This is a genomic window from Isoptericola sp. NPDC055881 (assembly GCF_053615895.1).
The window spans coordinates 51,662-70,615 of record NZ_JBSHCR010000006.1 but is presented as its reverse complement, the minus strand read 5'-3'; the positions used below and the strand labels follow the sequence as shown (position 1 = coordinate 70,615).

Genomic DNA, 18,954 nt, shown 5'->3' with positions numbered 1-18,954 from the left:
CACGTCGCCGACGTCGCGCGGCAGGTCGCCCAGACAGCGCAGACGGGGCCCCGAGCCAGCTGGCTCGGGGCCCCGTGCTACTTGGTGCTACTTGGTGCTACCTGGGCGACCGGCTGTGGTCCCTCGGGAGGGTCAGCTGTCGCCGCCCGCGACGCCGGACGTGCCGGCGTTCACGTCGAGCAGGCGGTACTTCTCGACCGCCTTCGCGACGACGTCGGCAGGAACCTCGCCGCGACGGGCGAGCTGCTGCAGCGTCCGGACCACCATCGACGGGCCGTCGATGAGGAAGAAGCGCCGCGCGGCGGCACGCGTGTCGGAGAAGCCGAAGCCGTCCGCACCGAGCACCGCGTAGTCGCCCGGCACCCAGGCGCGGATCTGGTCCGGCACGAGGTGGTCGTAGTCGCTGGTGGCGACGAACGGACCCTGGGCGCCCGACAGCTTCTGCGTCACGTACGGCGTGCGCGGCTCGGCGGTCGGGTTGACGAGGGCGTCCTTCTCGGCGGCGAGCGCGTCGCGACGCAGCTCGTTCCAGCTGGTCACCGACCACACGTCGGCCGACACGCCCCAGTCCTCGGCGAGGAGCTGCTGCGCCTCGAGCGCCCACGGCACGCCCACGCCGGAGGCGAGGAGCTGAGCCTTGGGGCCCTCGGTCTCGGACGTCGAGATCCGGTGGATGCCGCGCAGGATGCCCTCGACGTCCACGTCCTCCGGCTCGGCCGGCTGGATCATCGGCTCGTTGTACACCGTGAGGTAGTACATGACGTTCTGGTCGCGGCCGTCGGACCCGTCGCCGTACATGCGCTCGATGCCGTCACGCATGATGTGGCGGATCTCGTAGCCGTACGCCGGGTCGTACTGCACCATCGCCGTGTTGGTGCCGGCGATGAGCGGCGAGTGGCCGTCGGCGTGCTGCAGGCCCTCACCCGTCAGGGTGGTGCGACCGGCGGTGGCGCCGATGATGAAGCCACGGGCGAGCTGGTCGCCGGCGGCCCAGAACTGGTCGCCGGTCCGCTGGAAGCCGAACATCGAGTAGAAGATGTAGACCGGCACCATGGCCTCGCCGTGCGTCGCGTACGACGTGCCCACGGACTGGAAGGCGGCGGCCGAACCGGCCTCGTTGATGCCGGTGTGCATGATCTGCCCGGCCTCGGACTCCTTGTAGCTCAGCATGAGCTCGCGGTCCACGGCGAGGTAGTTCTGCCCCTGCGTGTTGAAGATCTTGGCGCTGGGGAAGATCGCGTCCAGACCGAAGGTGCGGGCCTCGTCGGGGATGATCGGCACGATGCGCTTGCCGAACTCCTTGTCCTTGATGAGGTCCTTGAGCAGACGCACGAACGCCATCGTGCTGGCGACGTGCTGGGTGCCCGAGCCCTTCTTGAGGATCTCGTACGACTTCGGCTCCGGGAGCGTCAGCGGCTTCTGCGTCGTCCGGCGCTCGGGCAGGAACCCGCCCAGGTGCCGGCGGCGCTCCAGCATGTACTGGATCGCCTCGTCGTCCATCCCCGGGTGGTAGTACGGGGGCAGGTACGGGTCGGCGTCGATCTGCTCGTCCGTCAGCGGGATCCGCAGGTTGTCGCGCAGGGCCTTGAGGTCCTCGTTCTTGACCTTCTTCATCTGGTGCGTGGCGTTGCGGCCCGCGAAGCTCGACCCGAGGGCGTAGCCCTTGACCGTCTGCGCGAGGATGACCGTCGGCTGGCCCGTGTGGGCGCGCGCCGCGGAGTACGCCGCGTAGATCTTGCGGTAGTCGTGGCCGCCGCGCTTCATGTTCCAGATGTCGTCGTCGGTCATGTTCTCGACGAGCGCCTTCGTCCGCGGGTCGCGGCCGAAGAAGTGCTCGCGGATGAACGCGCCGGACTCCGCACGGTAGGTCTGGTAGTCGCCGTCGGGCGTGGCGTTCATGAGGTTGACCAGGGCGCGGTCCTTGTCCGCGTTGAGCAGCGCGTCCCACTCGCGGCCCCAGATCACCTTGATGACGTTCCAGCCGGCGCCCTTGAACTGGGCCTCCAGCTCCTGGATGATCTTGCCGTTCCCGCGGACCGGGCCGTCGAGGCGCTGCAGGTTGCAGTTCACGACGAAGGTCAGGTTGTCGAGGGACTGGTGCGCCGCGAGCTGCAGCATGCCGCGCGACTCCGGCTCGTCCATCTCGCCGTCGCCGAGGAACGCCCAGACGTCCTGCTGGCTGGTGTCCTTGATCCCGCGGTTGTGCAGGTACTTGTTGGTCCACGCCTGGTAGATCGCCGAGGCCGGGCCGAGGCCCATGGAGACCGTGGGGAACTCCCAGAAGTCCGGCAGCATGCGCGGGTGCGGGTAGGACGGCAGGCCGCCACCGGCGTGCGACTTCTCCTGGCGGAAGCCGTCGAGCGTCTCGGCGGACATCCGGCCCTCGAGGAAGCTGCGGGCGTACTGGCCGGGCGAGGAGTGGCCCTGGAAGTACACCTGGTCGCCGCCGCCGGGGTGGTCCTTGCCGCGGAAGAAGTGGTTCAGGCCCACCTCGTACAGCGTCGCCACCGACGCGTACGAGGAGATGTGACCGCCGACCGCCACCTCGGGGCGCTGCGCGCGCGTCACCATGACGGCGGCGTTCCAGCGGATCCAGGAGCGGTAGCGACGCTCCATCGCCTCGTCGCCCGGGAAGTAGGGCTCGTCGTGCACGGCGATCGAGTTGACGTACGGGGTCGCCACCGACGCAGGGATGTGCACGTTGCGCTCGCGCGCGCGGCGCAGCAGGTTGAGCATGACGTAGCGCGCCCGCGGGCCGCCCTTGTCGTCGATCAGGCCGTCGAACGACTCGACCCACTCGCCGGTCTCGGCGGGGTCGATGTCCGGGACGGCGCTGAGCAGGCCGTTGATCAACGGTCCGGTCTCGTCGTACGAAGCCACCAGCAACCTCTCTCATCTTCGGACGGTGACGGCACGTGGTCGCCGTTCCGGTCCGTGTCAGGCATCCCGTCGTGAGGGCACCGCGACGCGTGGTCGCGACGGTGCGGACCACGAACGGGTGGTCATCACTCATTGTGTCCCCAGACGGGCCGGGGGAACACCATCGGGCGGTCAAGGATCCGTGATCTACGTCATGCCGGGCCCCACGGATGTTGCGGAGGTCACTGTCCGGGCCGGGTCCGGCAAACCGGCAGCGCCCAGGGGGTTGCCGGGCGCGGTCGCTTCGGGTGGACTACGTTGGCGCACACGACCGGCGTCACGCTTCGCGCGCGCGTCGGTACGCGTCAACAGTGGTCAGACGGAGAGGAACGAAGGTCCAACGTGGGTAAGCAGGCGGAATCCCCGGTAGCTCGCTTCGGGTTCGCGGCCGGTCAGGTCGTGCAGGAGTACGGGTGGGGCGACGACGTCGACGACGCGCTCCGGACCGCGGTCGAGGAGGTCATCGGCAGCGAGCTGGTGGACGAGGACTACGACGACGTCACGGACGGCGTCATCCTGTGGTGGCGCGACGACGACGGCGACCTGACGGACATGCTGGTCGACGTCCTGACCGTGCTGGACGACGGCGGCCTGGTCTGGCTGCTCACGCCGAAGCCCGGCCGCGACGGCCACGTCGGTCACGACGAGATCCAGGAGGCCGCGACCACGGCCGGCCTGCACGCCACGAGCACGTTCGCGGTCGCGTCGGACTGGTCGGCCACCAAGCTCGCCAACCGAGGCCGGGGACGCTGAGCCGGTGACCGGCAGCGCCCCCGAGGTGCGGTGGGGTCCCGGTGACCCCGCACCGGACTTCACCCTGCCCGACACGCACGGGACGCCCGTGCACCTGGCCGACCTGCGCGGCGAGAACGTGCTGGTCGTCTTCTTCCCCTTCGCCTTCTCCGGCATCTGCACCGGAGAGCTGTGCGAGCTGCGGGACAACATCGAGGACTTCGAGGCCGCAGGGGTCCGGATCCTGGCCGTCTCCACCGACCCGGTGTTCGCGCTCAAGGCGTGGCACGAGCAGGAGGGGTTCGGCTTCGACCTGCTCAGCGACTTCTGGCCGCACGGCGCCGTCGCCGAGGCCTACGGCGTCTTCGACGCCACCAGCGGGCACGCCCTGCGCGGGTCGTTCCTCGTCGACGCCGACGGGATCGTGCGCTGGTCGGTCGTCAACCCGCGGGGGCAGCGCCGTGACCTGGAGTCCTACCGGGCGGCCCTCGCCGACGTCTGACCCGGGAGCCGGCGGCGTCGGCGTGCCGTGATGTGCAGCGGGGGGCCTCGCGACCGGTATTCTTGCCTGCGCTGCCAGGGCCTGTAGCTCAGCTGGTCAGAGCGCCACGCTTACACCGTGGATGTCGGGGGTTCGAGTCCCTCCGGGCCCACCACCAGGGAAAATGTCGCGTTGACCTGAAGGTTCGCTAACCGTCGTCGTGCACTCCGGACCCGAACGGACCGAGATGGTCCCCTGGAGTTCCGCCAGATTCCCGCGGGACCGAGACGACGACCGCGCACCCCGACTTCGGGCGTTCCGCGAGGCTCGTCGACGGTGGTGGCCAATGGCGTGCTGGGTGTTCTTGGCTCGAGTGAACGGCGAGTTGTCTCTGCGATCTGCCGGGTTCTCTCATCGGTGGGCCGGCGACGGACAGCGCTCTGGTCGGACGATGTTCGTCCTGCTGCGAGGGCGTCAGCGCTGGTCCCGACTGATACCTGTGAGGCTGGCGCCTCCAGGCACGGGCCGACGCCGCGCCCTCGGAGCGTCCCTGCCAGAGCCGTACCGCCTTGCCTCCGGCATGCTGAAGGCGCGCGATGCCCCGCACCCTTCCGTCGGGCCGTCGTCGACCTCGAGGTGTAACCCCTCCTGGTGATCCCTACCGACCCCGCACGAGGCCCTCGCCGGCCTGACCGAACCTGGGCTTCCACACGTCTGGCACCCGCGGCTGGTCGAGTCCGCACGGGCGGGATCCTGAGCTCTCGGACCTTTGCGGCATCATTCCTGCATGAAGCGCGGAGGCGGCGAGCTGCCCGACGATGAGGTGACGACCGAGCTACGCCGGCTGGCGTCGACGCTGCGGAGCGAACTGGGTGACAGAGCGGAGATCTCAGGTCCGACGGTCGACGGCGGGGTCGAGGGCCTCACAGTGAGCTCGTCGACCGACGGCTCGGTGGAGGTCTGGGTGATGCAGGACGCGGACGGCGTCGTCGTCGGACTGGGCGGGTGCCCAGGGTGGCAACTGCCGCGGACTCTGGAGAGCGTGGTCGTGGTGCGCGCGATCTTTGAGGCTGCGGCGGCCGGACGGATCGAGGTCGGCACGGGCCGCGGGGTGCGGTCGTACCGCGTTCCGCTGCCCGACGGGACGGTCATGAAGGACAGCAAGACCGGTGTCCTCGCAGCGATGCTGGAGATGCCCTGGAAGCCCCGCATGCGTTGGGGTACATCGGCGGCGTACAGCGCGTGAAAAGACTGAGGTAGATCCTGATTGAGGGCGCGCGTCGCACACCTGTCGGGTGTGATGGTCTCGATGCGAGTGATCTCGGCCGGGCAGGGGTACACCTACCTGCTCGAGTCAGTGTGGAAATCGTGGGTTCGAGTCCCTCCGGGCCCACCTCGCACTGCCGCTGCACCGCGCCTGCCGTCCGAGCGCGGTCCGCTGCACGAATGCGCCACGCGCCGCAGGGTGCGAGGACGCTGTCGCTGCCTCGCACCCTGCGGCGCGGATCCTGCTGCTCGCGGACGGTGACCTGACGGTCAACCACTCACCGAGGTGACCGGTTCGCCCGGCTCAGAAGAGCGCCTTGACGGCGTCGTTCGCGGCCTTGAGCTCCTTCTCGGGGTCGGCGCCCTGGGCGATGTTCTGCATGGCGTCCTGGACGGCCACGGAGATCTCGGCGGACTTCTCGAAGGCCGGGATCAGATAGGTGTCGCCCGCGTCCACGACGGACACGAACGGCGTCGGGTCGATCCCGTCCTTCTTCCAGGCGGCGAGCGCGGCGTCGGTGCCCGCCGTGGTGGCCGGGAAGATCTTGCCGAAGTCGCCGACCTTGCTCTGGCAGTCCGACGAGGCCAGGTAGGCGACGAGGTCGGTGGCCTCCTCTGGGTGCTTGGTCCCCGTCCAGACCGAGTCGGCGAGGCTGTTGGTGGCGGCCTTGCGACCCTCGGGCCCCTCGGGGACCGGGGCGAACGCGAAGTCGATCGACTCGTCGTCGCCGAGGTAGGTGGACGCCATCCACGACCCGGCGAAGGACGAGGCGACGTTGCCGCTCTCCAGGACCGCCTGGGTGCCGAGCGAGGACGTCTCGTCGAAGCGCGGCATGTAGCCGGCCTCGATCTGCTTCTGGATCCAGGCGGCGGTCTCCACCAGTGCGGGGGAGGAGAAGTCCACCGACGCCGGGTCGGCGGGGTCGGTGAAGAACTCGAAGCCGTTCGCGGCCGCGAGGTTGCCCCAGCCGTTCTGGCCCGTGGCGCCGTCGGCCCACTCGGGGTAGAAGCCGTAGACGGCGACGTCGGACGAGTCGAAGGCGGGGTCGTCTCCAGTCCTCCCTGCGGAGTCCACCGAGGTGGACCTGATGAACTTGCCGAAGGTTCCCCCGTCGTCCGGGTTCCACGTCAGGGCGTTCATGTCGTCGGCGCTGTAGCCGGCCTTCGTGGCAGCCTTGGAGTCATACAGGAACCCGACGGTGTCCCAGTCCTTCGGCAGGCCGAGGCGCTTGCCGTCGTAGACCCACCGGTCGGCGAGCCCGGGCTTGAAGGCGTCGAAGTCGACGTCGGACTCGGTCTGGCTGAGGTCCAGCAGCTGGTTGGTGCTGGCGTACTGGCGGAAGTACGAGATCTGGTTGACGAACACGTCCGGACCGGTGCCGGCGGTGACCTGGGTGCTCAGGTTCTGCCAGTACTGCGCCCACGCCGTCTGGGTGATCTTGACGGTGACACCGGGGTGGGCGGCCTCGAAGTCGTCGACGCACGCCTGGTAGAGCGGCACCTGGGTGTCGTCCCACATCCAGTAGTTCAGCTCGACGTCGCCGGAACCTCCGTCCGAGCCGGCGGACGAGCAGCCGGCCAGCAGGAGGAGCGAGACGGCGCCGAGCGCGGTGACGGACCTGAACCTCTTCATCGTGGTTCCTCTCAGGGATGGTCGCCCCGGCGGGGCGTGGGTGGGAGAGCAGGGCGGAGCCGAGAGCAGGCGAAGGTGCCCGCAGAGGTGCTACTTGCCGCCGGAGAAGTTGATCGACTGGACGAGCCGCTTGCCGAGGAAGATCAGCAGGATCAGCACCGGGACGACCGAGAGGGTCGAGCCCGCCATGAGCCCGGTCCAGTCCGGGGTGGTGTTGGGGGACTGCTGCTGGAACACACCGAGCGCGACGGTCAGCACGCGGGTGCCCTCGCCGTTGGCGGCCACCAGCGGCCAGAGGTAGTCCTTCCACATGCCCACGAGGGTGATGAGCATCATCGTGGCGAGAGGGCCGGTGCTCATGGGCAGCGTGATCCGGAAGAACCGGCCGACCGGGCCGATGCCGTCGATCATCGCCGCCTCTTCCACCTCGCGGGGGAGCGAGAGGAAGAACTGTCGCAGGAAGAAGATGGTGAAAGGGCTGACGAGGAGCGCGGGGGTCACCAGGCCGGCGAAAGTGTTGATCAGGCCGAGCTGGCGTACGAGCGCGTAGTTGGGCAGCAGCGTGAAGATGCCCGGGATGAGCAGTCCGCTGAGGATGATGCCGAACACGACGTCCCGTCCGGGGAAGCGGAGCCGGGCGAAGGTGTAGGCCGCGGCGGCGCAGGACAGGGTCTGGACGACGGCGATCGACCCCGCGTACAGCAGCGAGTTGATCGTGTACCTCAGGAAGTCGATCGAGGCGCCGGTGCCGCCCGCGGCGACCGCCTCCTCGAGCGACGTCAGGCCGAGGACGCGCGCGAAGTTCACCGTGGTGGGGTTCGTCGGCCAGACCTGCGACGCGTCGGCCACGAGCTCCGTGGCGGGGGTCAGCGCGGTGCGGACCATCCAGTAGAAGGGGAAGACGGTCGCGACGACGACGATCGCCAGGAAGGCCCACGCGACGACGCGCCCCAGGGGTGGACGCCGGCGGGTGCCGGTCATGGTCGGCGCACTCATGCCAGGTCCGATCGGTTGGCTCGCATGAGGCGCATCTGGACGGCGGTGAAGACGCCCAGGATGACGACCAGCAGGAGCGAGACGGCGGAGGCGTAACCCATCCGGAAGAACGAGAACGCCTGCTGGTAGATGAAGTAGTAGATGACCCGGACCTCGGGCAGCGGGTTGTTGCCGTACCCCACCTGGACCAGGTCGAAGACCTGGAAGGAGCCGATCAGGCTCATGACGAGGACCAGGGCGACGACGGGGCGCACCAGGGGCATGGTGATCGCGAAGAACATGCGTGACTCGGTCGCGCCGTCGAGAGCGCCGGCCTCGTAGAGGTCCGCGGGGACCTGGAGCATGCCCGCGTAGAGCAGGAGGGCCGTGTAGCCGAGCCCGGACCAGATCGAGATCGTCACGAGGATGGGAAGGGCTGCGTCCGGGTTGTAGAAGGTGAACCCGTGCAGTCCGATCGAGTCGAGGAGCCTCTTGAGATACCCGAGGTTCGAGTCGAGGAGCCAGCCCCAGATGAGGGCGATGGCGACGTTGGGCACGAGCCAGGGCAGCAGCAGGACCGAGCGGACCCAGGTGCGCAGCCGCAGGCGCTGCATGAGTGCGGCGAGCACCAGCGCCAGGAAGGTGCCGAGCACGATGTTGGCGACCGCGAAGACGGCCGTGACGCGCAGCGCCGACCAGACGTCGGGGTCGGCGAGCATCGTGGTGATGTTCTCCGCACCGACGAACCGGGGCTCGTTCAGCAGGTTGAAGTCGGTGAGCGAGTAGTAGATGCCGCGGATCGTCGGATAGACGTAGAACACGGCGAACCCGGCGAGCGCCGGGGCAAGGAGCAACGCGGCCGCGGAGCGGTCTGCGCGGCGCACCCCGCGTCTGCGGGGCAAGGACTCGGCCTTGGCGACCCTCTTCATCGAGCCTCCTTGTGGCGGGGCCAGCCCGCCGAGATGAACCAACGCGGGAACTGAACCAGGGGGCTACCGGTTTTGTCAATGACTTGATAGAACTAGCCCTGCAGGCACGTCGTGCCTCGATGTCGCGGCTCCCAGCCCGTACAGTCCTGCCTCGACAGACCCCAAGGAGGAGATCGCCCTGGCACGAGTCCATCAGGTCCGCGCACGCCATCTGCTCACGGCGATCGAGGCGGTCCGCACCCTGGGAACACCCACGACTGCGCAGGTCATCGAGCACACCGGTCTGTCCCGGCCCAGCGTGATCTCGCTCCTCGAGGAGCTCGAGGAGCTGGGCTGGGTCGCCGTCGAGGACCCCGTGCCGGACGGCAGCGGGGGGCGTCCCCCGCAACGTTTCCGGTTCCGGGTGGAGGCCGGCCGGCTCGTCGGCGTCGACGTCGGCCTGCACCGCGTCACCGCGGTCCTGACCGACCTGGCGGGTGCGGTGATCGCGTCCGACGAGGCCGCCGTCGCGCCCGAGGCGCTGCCTCCGGAGCGGCTCGCCGCTCTCGACTCCGTCGTGGCCCGCCTGCTCGACCAGGCGGGGCTCGACGCCACGGCCGTGTGGGCGGCCGCCGTCGCCCTCACGGGCCCGGTGACCCCGACCGGTGCGACCCTCCCCGGCGGGCCGCTGCCGGGCTGGGGCTCCGTGGACCTGGTGGCCCACGTGCGTGCCCGCTTCGGCTGGACCGTCCAGGTGGTCAACGACGTGATGTCGGCGCTGCTCGCCGAGTCGACCTGGGGCGCTGCCCAGGGTTCGCAGGACGTGGTCTTCGTGCTGGCCAGCGTCCGCACCGGCGCCGCCGCCCTCGTCAGCGGACGCCTGCTGCGGGGGCACGCCGGGATCGCGGGGGAGATCGGTGCCCTCCCGGACGTGCACTGGCTCCGGGCACTGGAGGACCTCACGGGGCAGGACGACGACATCTCCCTCCAGGAGCAGCAGGAGCTCATCCGCGCCGTGTTCGACGCGGCGCGGGCGGGGGACACGCAGGCCCAGGAACGTGTCGAGGCCTATGCGCGCGACGTGGCGACCGGTGCCGCGGCGCTGACGCTGACCACCGACCCCGAGGTCCTCGTCGTGGGCGGCGGGCAGGCGCGCTGGGCCGACCAGTGGGTGGACGCCTTCTCGGCACGGGTGCGCGCCAACGTGATCCGGATGCCGCAGGTGCGTGTCTCGACGCTCGGCGGGGACCACGTGGCGCGAGGAGCCGTCCGGCTCGCCCTCGACGAGGTCGAGAAGACCTACTTCTCGACGACGGTCCTCGCGGTGCCCGCCCAGGGATTCCGGTGATCGGGGCACACGCGCGCGCCGGGCTGCTCGGCCTCGACGGCCACCCCTGGGTCGCGTCACCGGCTGAGCCGGACGTGACGGACCGGCTGCGGGGCGCGCTCCACGCCGCGACCGCACCCGACGTCTCGGACCTCCCGGCCCGGCGCGCGGTCCCCGCCCTCGTGGAGCTCGTCGAGGAGTCCGTCGACCGGTACCGCGGCCTCGGCCTGCCGGACCAGGTCGCCGTGCAGACGCTCGCCGACGTCGGGCGCAAGGTCCGGTGGTACGACGGGGACATCGACACCCCGTGGCTGCTCGGTCTGCTGCGCGCGGACGTGGTCGGCGTAGGTCGCCTCCAGGCGGAGCGGGTGCCCGGCGAGCACGGACGCGCGCTGCACGTGCCCGAGGCCGGCCCGTTGGCCGCCGCGGCCGTCGACGAGGCGCTGACCGGGCTCCGCAGGCTGCTCGACGACGCGCCGATGACCTGTACGTCCTGGCTGCTCGACCGCCGCGTGCTAGAGCTCCGACCGGACAGCAACCTCGTGCGGTTCCGGGCGCGGTTCGACATCGCGGACGGCGAGCCCGCACCCGCCGAGGACGACGTGACCGACGGCGACCGCGCCGTCGCCCGGTTCGTCTTCCGCCGACCGGTCGCGGAGGTCCGCGACCGTGCCGAGGTGCACCCCAGCACGAGCCTGGAGCGCCTCGTCGCAAGCACCCTGCGCAGCGGCGCGCACTGGACCGAACCCACCGGGCACCTCGCCAGCCTCGGGTGCTGACGGCGTGCCGCGTCTGCCCCCTCCGACCGACGAAGGACGACGATGACCACGACCCAGACCGACCCGTCCGGCCTCAGCGAGGCCACCGCGCTGACCGAGCCCACCGAGTGCACCGAGCGGACCGAGCGGACCGAGCTCGGCCTGCTGCCCGGCGAGCGCTGGTGGGGTGGCCTCGCGGCGGACGGGCCGGCCATGCCGTTCGGCGTCGAGCCGCACAGTCGCGACCTCGCCGTCGAGGCGGGCACCAACCAGTCCGCGCCCGTCCTGGTCTCCAGCGCCGGCCGGTACGTCTGGTCCGCACGGCCGTTCGCCTTCGCCTTCTCCGGCGACCGGCTCGCCCTGGAAGGCCGGGGAGTCGTCGTCCGGCACCCCGGGAACACGCTGCGCGACGCCTATCAGGCGGCGGCGCGCGCGCACTTCCCTGCCACGGGCGTGGCGCCCGCACGGGCGCTGTTCACCGGCCCGCAGTACAACTCATGGATCCAGATGCCGTACCGGCCGAGCCAGGACGCCGTAGTCGCGTACGTCCGCGAGCTCCTGGACGACGGGCTGCCTCCGGGCGTCGTCATGGTCGACGACATGTGGTCCGAGGACTACGGCGTCTGGGAGTTCGCCGAGGCGCGCTTCCCGGACCCCGCCGCGATGGTCGCCGAGCTCCACGCCCTCGGCTGCTCGGTGATGCTGTGGGTGGTGCCGTGGATCAGCCCCGACTCGGCGGCGTTCCGCGAGCTCGAGCCGCTCGGCCTCCTGCTGCGAGGCGCGGACGGGCAGACCGTCGTGCGGCGCTGGTGGAACGGGCTCTCGGCACTGCTCGACCTCTCGCGACCGGACGCCGTCGACTGGATGCGTACGAGGCTTCGGTCCCTCCAGCAGCGGTACGGGATCGACGGGTTCAAGATGGACGGCGGTGACCTGCAGGACTACCGCCTCGACGACCAGGCGCACGGGTACGAGCCCGTCGACATGGTCAAGGCGTGGTCGGCGCTGGGCGAGGAGTTCGCGTTCAACGAGATGCGCGCCTCCTGGGCCACCGGGGGCCGTGCCCTGGCGCAGCGGGTCCAGGACAAGCCTCCGACCTGGGAGGCGGTGCGGTCGCTGGTGCCGACCATGGTGGCGCAGGGGCTGCTCGGCATGCCGTTCACCTGCCCGGACATGGTCGGCGGCGGCGAGGTCGGGTCGATGGGCGAGGTCGAGGTCGTCGACCAGGAGCTGTTCGTCCGCTACGCCCAGGTCGCGGCCCTGTCGCCGATGATGCAGTTCTCCCTCTCACCGGCCCGCGCGCTCGACGACGCGCACCTCCCGGCGGTGCGCGCGGCGGTGAACCTTCGCCAGTCGCTGCTGCCCGACCTCATGGAGCTGGTCGACGCCGCTGCCGCCACCGGCGAGCCGGTGGTCCGGCACATGGCCTACCACGCTCCCGGTCTCGAGGACGTCACCGACCAGTACTTCCTCGGCCCCGACCTCCTCGTCGCCCCCGTGGTCGAGCCGGGTGCCACCGTGCGGTCGGTGGTCCTGCCCGACGGGGACTGGAGGGGTGCGTCCGGTGAGACGATCTCCGGTCCGGCGACGGTCGAGGTGCCGGTCGGCATCGACAGCATCCCGGTGTTCCGCCGGGTGTGACCCGACCGCACCCTCACACGAGGCTTCGCGCCTGCTCGGCGCCCGCCACGTCGCCCACCGACTCGCAGACGTCGACGAGCCGGGCCTGGTCCGCGCGCGCCTCCTCGATCCGGCCACGGACGACGAGCGCGCCGATCCTGATGCGCAGCGCCCGCATGAGGAAGTCCACCGTGTTGACGGTCTCCAGGAGGAGCAGGGCGTGCTCGGCGCTGACGATGGCCTCGTCCCAGCGCTCGAGCTTCGCCAGGTGGCTCGCGGTCGTGATCACGCTGGCGGCGCGGGTGTAGGCGGCGATATGGCTGGTCACCGCGCAGGCGGGGTCGTCGAGGTCGGCGAGCACCCGGCGCTCGTGCTCGATGGCCTCCTCGCGGCGTCCCATCACCCCGAGCGTGACTGCGACGCTGCGCCGCGCCTGGAGGTGGCCCTCGGCGTCGCCGGCGGCCAGCAGGAGGCGCTCGGCCTCGCGGGCGCTGCGCAGCGCCTCCTCCAGGCGCCCGCCCAGCCGGTAGGCGAGCGAGGCGTACGTCGCCGCCCAGCCTGCTTGGCGCGTGTCTCCCGCCCGTGCGGCCGCCTCGGACGCTTCGAGGGCGCAGGCCAGCCCGCGCTCCGGCTCCGCCCGCGTGAACATCTCGGCCCACGCCAGGTAGCCGAGCTGCGTGGCGAGCGCCTGGTCGTCCCCGAGGGCGCGCGCCGACCGGGTCCCCATGTCGAACACGTCGTGCCAGTGCCCCCAGAAGACCCAGAGGTCGGAGAACCAGTGCAGGGACTCCGCGACGTCGACGACCCGCTGGTGCTCGCCGACCCGCGCGGAGTCCTGCAGCGCGCGGAGCCAGAGCTCCGCCTCGGCGCGGATCCACGCCTGCGCGCGATCGCTGGAGGAGAGGTCGACCAGGGCGTCCGGGTCCGCGGGTGCGTACCCGTACTCCGGCTCGAACCAGCGACCTGCCTGAATCGTCAGGGCGAGCAGCCAGCGCCGGAGGTCGATCTCCACCGCGACGCGCCGCTCCACGGGCTCATCGTCGTGGAAGCGGTCGCGCGCGAAGAGCCGCAGCAGGTCGTGCAGGTGGTAGCGCCCCTGCACCGCGGGCTGGACGAGCCCCAGGTCCTCGAGCTCGTCGAGGAGGTCCTCCGCGGTCGCGAGGTCGGTGCCGGCCAGGCGGGCCGCGACCGGGACGCTGAACGTCGCCCCGCCGAGCAGCGACAGCCGCCGGAAGATCGTCCTGCCGTCGTCCGACAACCGGTCGTAGGACAGGGCGATCGCGTTGCGGATGCGGAGGTCGCCGGCGCGCAGCCCGTCGATCCGGCGGTCCTCCGCCCTGAGGCGGGCGGCGAGGTCGTCGACGGTCCAGCTCGGTCGGCTGGCGACGCGGTTGCCCGCGATCCGCAGGGCCAGGGGCACGTGGCCGCACAGGGACGCCAGCCTGTCGAGATCGCTCCCCGCGGACTGCGGGTGCGGCACGATCTGGCCGAGCATCGCGACGGCGTCGCTCGGCGAGAGCGTCCCGAGGGGGACGCGCAGGACGTCCTCGAGCCCGGAGAGCGTCCCGCGGCTCGTGACGAGGACCGCCGTCGGGCCTGTGGCGGGGATGACGGGGCGCACCTGGTCCTCGGACGCCGCGTTGTCGAGGACGATCAGCGCCTTGCGCCGACGGGTGACACGGTCCCACAGCGCTGCGGCGTCCTCGAGCGCGGACGGCGCGGCCCCGGTCTGCGGGTCGAGCGCGTGGATCAGCCGGTTCAGGACGGTCGACGCGTCGAGAGGGCGCGCGTCGTAGCCGCGCAGGTCGACGAAGTAGACGTCCTCGAAGCGGCCGTGCTGGTCTGTCGCCAGCTGGACCGCCAGGGTCGTCTTCCCGAACCCTGGCGGTCCGCTGATCACCGCGACGGGCGAGGGCGCTTCCGGTGCCCCGCGCCCGAGGTGCTCGCCCAGCAGGTCGAGCTCACGAGCGCGGCCCGTGAAGTCGGCGACGGCCCGAGGCAGCGGCACCGCGCCCGGGGGAGCCGGGGAGGGTGCCCGGGTGCGCCCCGCGCGGGCCGCCGCGGTCAGCTCGGCGCGCGCCCCGGGTTCCAGTCCGAGCGCGTCCGCGAGCAGCTCGATGGTCCGGCGCTGCGGGCCGGTGCTGACGCCCCGTTCGATGTCGCTGATGGTGCGGTCGCTGACCGTGGACAGGTCGGCGAGCCGTTCGAGCGTCATGTCCGCGGACAGGCGCAGGCGGCGCAGGGTCGCGCCCAGGCTCTCGTGCTGCATCCGGCTCCCTCTGTCGCACGCTCGTCCCGCGGATCGTAAGCGGTGGGCGAGCCGTGGCGTGCGCCGCCGCCACCTGCCGGGCGGTCGGGCCTGCTGGTCAGCCGTGCTGCCGGACGGCGTCCACGATCACGGCGGCCACGACGTCGGAGTGGGAGACGGCGACGGAGTGGGACGCCCCGGGCACCTCGGTGACGTGCGCGCTGCCGGACCGGTCCGCCATGAAGCGGAGCCCGGCGACCGGGATGTTCCGGTCCGCGTCGCCGAACACGAAGGACGAGGGCAGCGACCGCCAGGCGGGGTGGGCGGCGCCGAGCCGCTCCGCCAGGGCGAGGTCGCGGATCGGCCGCTGGGTCGCCGCCTGCAGCGCCGCCTCGTGCGGGGGGACGTCGGCGGCGAACTGCTCGCCGAACAGCGCCCGGTCGACGTACAGGTCGTTCGTGCCGTCACCGAGCGGGACCGATCGCACCGTGCCCCCCAGGGTGCTCCCGGGGAACTTGTCGGTGAGCTCGAAGCAGCTCTCGCCGTGGTCGGGCGCGAACGCGGCGACGTACACCAGCCCGACCACGCCAGGGTTGTCGCTCGCCGCCTCGGTGATCACGGCGCCCCCGTAGGAGTGCCCGACCAGGACGACAGGCCCCTCGACGGCCTCGACCACCCGCCGCACGTTCTCGGCGTCGGTGGCGACGCTGCGCAACGGGTTCGGGGTGGCGAAGGCGGGGACGTCGGCCGCGGCGAGACGGGAGAGCACACCGGACCAGCTGGCCGACTCGGCGAACGCGCCGTGGACCAGGACGACCGTGGGGACTGCAGACATGGGAGCTCCTCGGAGATGGGTGCCAGAGATGGGTGTCGGAGCTGCCAGTCCATCGGCGCCGCGCCGTCGCGCGCCACGAAGAACAGGCGCAGGACTCGGCTCCCCGTTCTGCGTGCGTTCTGCGTGGTGCAAGCGGTCCCTGGCCGGTGTGATGAGAGCACTCAGCCTGTCCGACCGCTCAGAAGGGCCGCACATGTCCACCGACACCACGGTCGTCCTCGTCCACGGCGCGTTCGCCGACGCCGCGAGCTGGGGGCCGGTGACCCGCCTCCTGCTCGATCAGGGGTGCACGGTCCTCGTGCCGCCGGTCCCCAACCGCTCGCTGACCGGTGACGCCGCGTACCTCCGGCGCCTGGTCGAGCAGCTCGACGGGCCCGTGCTGCTCGCCGGGCACTCCTACGGCGGCGCCGTGATCACCGTCGCGGGTGCGGCCGAGAACGTCGTCGGGCTGGTCTACGTCGCCGGGTACGCGCTGGACGAGGGCGAGAGCCTCGGCCAGCTCCAGGGCGGGTTCCCCGACTCCGACCTCGCGGCCAACCTCGTCTACACGCCGTACACGCTGCCCGACGGCACCGACGGGACGGACGTCTCGGTGCGGATCGACGCGTTCCCGTCCGTCTTCGCCGCGGGCGTCGACCCCCGTGTCGCGGAGGTGCTCGCCGTCTCGCAGCGCCCGCTGGCGGCCGCGGCCTTCGGCGAGCCGGCGTCCGTCGCCGCGTGGCGGACGACGCCGGCGTGGGGCATCGTCTCCGCCGCCGACCACACCATCAACCCCGACGTCGAGCGGTTCGGGTACGAGCGCGCGGGCCTGCGCTCGGTCGTCGAGCTCGACGCCCCGCACCTCGTCATGCAGTCGCACCCCGCCGACGTCGCGCGCGTCATCACCGACGCCCTCGCCGAGCTCGGCTGACGACCCCGTGTCCCACCCCACCATCAGCACCACCCCCGACCAGGAAGGCCGTCCCATGCAGGGCAACCCCCGGAACATCTCTCTCGAGCAGGCTGCGCAGGAGTTCGTCGACGCCACGGCGAACCCGCCCTACCTCTACGACCTCGGACCCGAGGAGGGCCGCAAGGCCGTCGACTCCGTGCAGGACGCGGAGATCTGGAAGCCCGATGTCGACGAGGAGTGGATCACCGTCGACGGCGGCCCCACCGGCTCGGTGCGGGTACGGATCGTGCGGCCGCGCGGCGCGACCGGCGTCCTGCCGGTCATCGTCTACACGCACGGTGCGGGCTGGGTGTTCGGCGACGCGCACACGCACGACCGGCTCGTGCGCGACCTGGCGGTCGGGACCGGCGCGGCCGTCGTGTTCCCCGAGTACGACCGCTCGCCCGACGTCCGCTACCCGGTCGCCAACGAGCAGTCCTACGCGGTGGCGTCCTGGGTGGCGCGCTCCGGCGCGGAGAAGGACCTCGACGGCTCGCGCGTCGCGATCGCCGGCGACTCGGTCGGCGGGAACATGGCGATCGCCCTGACGCTCATGGCGAAGGAGCGCGGCGACGTCGCGTTCCGGGGTCAGGTGCTGTTCTACCCGGTGACGAACGCGGCGTTCGACACGCCGTCGTACGAGGAGTTCGCGGACGGCTACTTCCTCTCGCGCACCGGCATGCAGTGGTTCTGGGACCAGTACACGACCGACGAGGCCGAGCGGGCCGAGATCACGGCGTCGCCGCTCCGGGCGACGACCGAGCAGCTCGCGGGCCTCCCCCCGGCGCTCGTCATCAACGCGGAGGCCGACGTGCTCCGGGACGAGGGCGAGGCTTTCGCGGGCAAGCTGCGCGACGCGGGCGTGCCGGTGACGCAGGTCCGGTACGCCGCGATCATCCACGACTTCGTCATGGTGAACTCGATGCACGACACCCACGCGGCGAAGGCCGCTGTCGCCCAGGCGGTGGCGTTCCTCAAGGACGCGCTCGACGGCTGACTCGGCCGGCCGCCCCCGCCGCCCGGGGAGTTCCCGGGCGGCGGAGGCGGCCGTGCGTCGCGCACGGACGGCCGGGGTCAGGACGTGTCCCGGTGCCGAGGTCGGTGCCCTCGGGCTCAGCCGGCCTTCGGTGCGGGTGCGGGTGCCGCCGCGAACACGACGTCGACGAGCCGCTGCAGCGCGGTCTGGAACGCTGCCCCCAAGGACTGGTCGGCGTCGTCCACGTAGTTGATGCCCGCGGTGAGGGTCGTGGTGCCGTCGGGTGTCGAGTACATGAGGGCGCCGTGCCCGCCCATGCCGCCGTTGTGCGTGATCACGGTGCCGTGGGCGGTGTCCTGCACGAACACGCCGAGCCCGTAACCGGCCGGCGGGCACGGGGTCAGCATCTCCGCGAGCAACGGAGCCGGCAGGAGCCGGCCGCTCGTCAGACCCGAGATGAACAGGTGCAGGTCGCGGGTCGTCGAGATCATGTCGCCGCCGCTGGAGATCCAGGACGGGTCCTGGGCGGTGACGTCGACGGTCGTCTCCCGCCCGCCGTCCTCGTAGCGGTAGTACGCGTGCGCGTGCGGCTGCGGGAGCTCGGCCGTGTCCGGCACCGATGTCTGCTCCAGCCCCAGCGGGTCGAGGACCAGCCGGTGCATCTCCTCGGCGAGCGAGCGGCCGCTCACGGCCTCGACGATCAGGCGGGCGAGAGCGTAGTTGGTGTTCGAGTAGCTCCAGTCCGCGCCCGGCTCGAACCGAGGCCGCCTGGACAGCGCCAGGCGGACCAGCTCTTCCGTCGTGTAACGGGTGAACCGGGAGTCCACCCACTGCCTGCCCTGCCAGGGGATACCCGGCACCAACGTCGCCCCGTTCCAGGGGATGCCGCCCTCGACGGCGACGTCCGGACCGTAGATCTCGCCGGTGAAGTTGAAGATCCCGCTGGTGTGCTGCAGCAGCATGCGCACGGTGACCCGAGGGTCGACCGGAAGCTCGGTCAGGTAGGCGGCCGCCGGAGCGTCGAGCGCGATCGCGCCTTCGGCGACCAGCTGCAGCACGGTCGCCGCGACGAAGGTCTTCGTGTTGGATCCGATGCGGACGTAGCCGTCGGTCGGTGGCGGCTCGGGGTCGTCGAGAGTGCTCCGGCCGGCGCTGTGCACCCATTCGCCCCGGGCGTCGTTCACGCGGACCTGGATGCCCGTGAACCCGGAGTCCACGATCTCCTGCAGCGCGTGCCGGAGGGCGGGGTGATCCTGAGCGACCTCGCTGTCGTGGGGGTGCGTCGCCGGTGCCTGATCGGTCATCTCCATGCTCCTTCGCAGGTTGGTGTCCTCGAACGGCAGTG

At 71.4% G+C, this 18,954-nt stretch carries 15 protein-coding genes and 1 tRNA gene; 9 read left to right on the top strand and 7 right to left on the bottom strand.

Annotated features, from left to right (window positions below; translation table 11 throughout):
* Window positions 1-132: 132 nt before the first annotated feature.
* Window positions 133-2,880, bottom strand: coding sequence for a pyruvate dehydrogenase (acetyl-transferring), homodimeric type (gene aceE / locus ACWGKI_RS03390; RefSeq protein ID WP_452184685.1), 2,748 nt, complete (start codon window positions 2,878-2,880; stop codon window positions 133-135).
* 381 nt (window positions 2,881-3,261) lie between these two features.
* On the opposite strand from aceE, the gene ACWGKI_RS03385 reads away from it, so the two are divergent.
* From ACWGKI_RS03385 to ACWGKI_RS03370, 4 genes are all read left to right on the top strand, one after another.
* Window positions 3,262-3,672, top strand: a complete 411-nt coding sequence (locus ACWGKI_RS03385) for a DUF3052 domain-containing protein (protein ID WP_380244017.1) — start codon at window positions 3,262-3,264, stop codon at window positions 3,670-3,672.
* Window positions 3,673-3,676: 4 nt separating this feature from the next.
* Window positions 3,677-4,153 (top strand): peroxiredoxin, encoded by a 477-nt coding sequence (locus ACWGKI_RS03380; RefSeq protein ID WP_452184683.1) that lies wholly within the window; start codon window positions 3,677-3,679, stop codon window positions 4,151-4,153.
* Window positions 4,154-4,230: 77 nt separating this feature from the next.
* Window positions 4,231-4,307: transfer RNA gene (locus ACWGKI_RS03375), tRNA-Val, on the top strand.
* Between the two features lie 612 nt (window positions 4,308-4,919).
* Window positions 4,920-5,378 (top strand): hypothetical protein, encoded by a 459-nt coding sequence (locus ACWGKI_RS03370; protein WP_452184681.1) that lies wholly within the window; start codon window positions 4,920-4,922, stop codon window positions 5,376-5,378.
* A 324-nt stretch (window positions 5,379-5,702) separates the two neighbouring features.
* Here ACWGKI_RS03370 and ACWGKI_RS03365 read toward each other — a convergent pair whose 3' ends face one another.
* The 3 genes from ACWGKI_RS03365 to ACWGKI_RS03355 all read right to left on the bottom strand — a co-directional run bounded on the left by ACWGKI_RS03365 (window position 5,703) and on the right by ACWGKI_RS03355 (window position 8,935).
* Window positions 5,703-7,031 carry an ABC transporter substrate-binding protein gene (locus ACWGKI_RS03365; protein WP_452184679.1) on the bottom strand — a complete coding sequence of 443 codons (1,329 nt, stop codon included), beginning with the start codon at window positions 7,029-7,031 and terminating at the stop codon, window positions 5,703-5,705.
* A gap of 90 nt (window positions 7,032-7,121) precedes the next feature.
* Window positions 7,122-8,027, bottom strand: coding sequence for a carbohydrate ABC transporter permease (locus ACWGKI_RS03360; RefSeq protein ID WP_452184677.1), 906 nt, complete (start codon window positions 8,025-8,027; stop codon window positions 7,122-7,124).
* Window positions 8,024-8,935 (bottom strand): carbohydrate ABC transporter permease, encoded by a 912-nt coding sequence (locus ACWGKI_RS03355; RefSeq protein ID WP_452184675.1) that lies wholly within the window; start codon window positions 8,933-8,935, stop codon window positions 8,024-8,026. The genes ACWGKI_RS03360 and ACWGKI_RS03355 overlap by 4 nt, the downstream gene beginning before the upstream one ends.
* 172 nt (window positions 8,936-9,107) lie before the next feature.
* Here ACWGKI_RS03355 and ACWGKI_RS03350 point away from each other — a divergent pair, with 172 nt between their 5' ends.
* The 3 genes from ACWGKI_RS03350 to ACWGKI_RS03340 are packed head-to-tail and all read left to right on the top strand — an operon-like array spanning window position 9,108 to window position 12,640.
* Entirely contained in the window at window positions 9,108-10,262 is a 1,155-nt protein-coding gene (locus ACWGKI_RS03350; RefSeq protein ID WP_452184729.1) for an ROK family protein, read from the top strand.
* Window positions 10,259-11,020, top strand: coding sequence for a hypothetical protein (locus tag ACWGKI_RS03345; RefSeq protein ID WP_452184673.1), 762 nt, complete (start codon window positions 10,259-10,261; stop codon window positions 11,018-11,020). Before ACWGKI_RS03350 ends, ACWGKI_RS03345 begins: the two co-directional genes overlap by 4 nt.
* A 42-nt stretch (window positions 11,021-11,062) precedes the next feature.
* Window positions 11,063-12,640 (top strand): glycoside hydrolase family 31 protein, encoded by a 1,578-nt coding sequence (locus tag ACWGKI_RS03340; protein ID WP_452184671.1) that lies wholly within the window; start codon window positions 11,063-11,065, stop codon window positions 12,638-12,640.
* 13 nt (window positions 12,641-12,653) lie between these two features.
* Here ACWGKI_RS03340 and ACWGKI_RS03335 read toward each other — a convergent pair whose 3' ends face one another.
* Window positions 12,654-14,888, bottom strand: a complete 2,235-nt coding sequence (locus ACWGKI_RS03335) for a helix-turn-helix domain-containing protein (protein WP_452184669.1) — start codon at window positions 14,886-14,888, stop codon at window positions 12,654-12,656.
* Window positions 14,889-14,985: 97 nt separating this feature from the next.
* A complete protein-coding gene (locus ACWGKI_RS03330; protein WP_452184667.1) occupies window positions 14,986-15,702 on the bottom strand; it encodes an alpha/beta fold hydrolase in 717 nt (238 codons plus the stop codon).
* Between the two features lie 193 nt (window positions 15,703-15,895).
* Here ACWGKI_RS03330 and ACWGKI_RS03325 point away from each other — a divergent pair, with 193 nt between their 5' ends.
* Both ACWGKI_RS03325 and ACWGKI_RS03320 read left to right on the top strand, forming a co-directional pair.
* Window positions 15,896-16,612 (top strand): alpha/beta fold hydrolase, encoded by a 717-nt coding sequence (locus ACWGKI_RS03325; protein WP_452184665.1) that lies wholly within the window; start codon window positions 15,896-15,898, stop codon window positions 16,610-16,612.
* 7 nt (window positions 16,613-16,619) lie between these two features.
* Complete coding sequence (locus ACWGKI_RS03320; RefSeq protein WP_452184663.1) at window positions 16,620-17,630, top strand: alpha/beta hydrolase; 1,011 nt, start codon at window positions 16,620-16,622, stop codon at window positions 17,628-17,630.
* Window positions 17,631-17,746: 116 nt separating this feature from the next.
* Here ACWGKI_RS03320 and ACWGKI_RS03315 read toward each other — a convergent pair whose 3' ends face one another.
* Window positions 17,747-18,913, bottom strand: a complete 1,167-nt coding sequence (locus tag ACWGKI_RS03315) for a serine hydrolase domain-containing protein (RefSeq protein WP_452184661.1) — start codon at window positions 18,911-18,913, stop codon at window positions 17,747-17,749.
* Window positions 18,914-18,954: the final 41 nt, after the last annotated feature.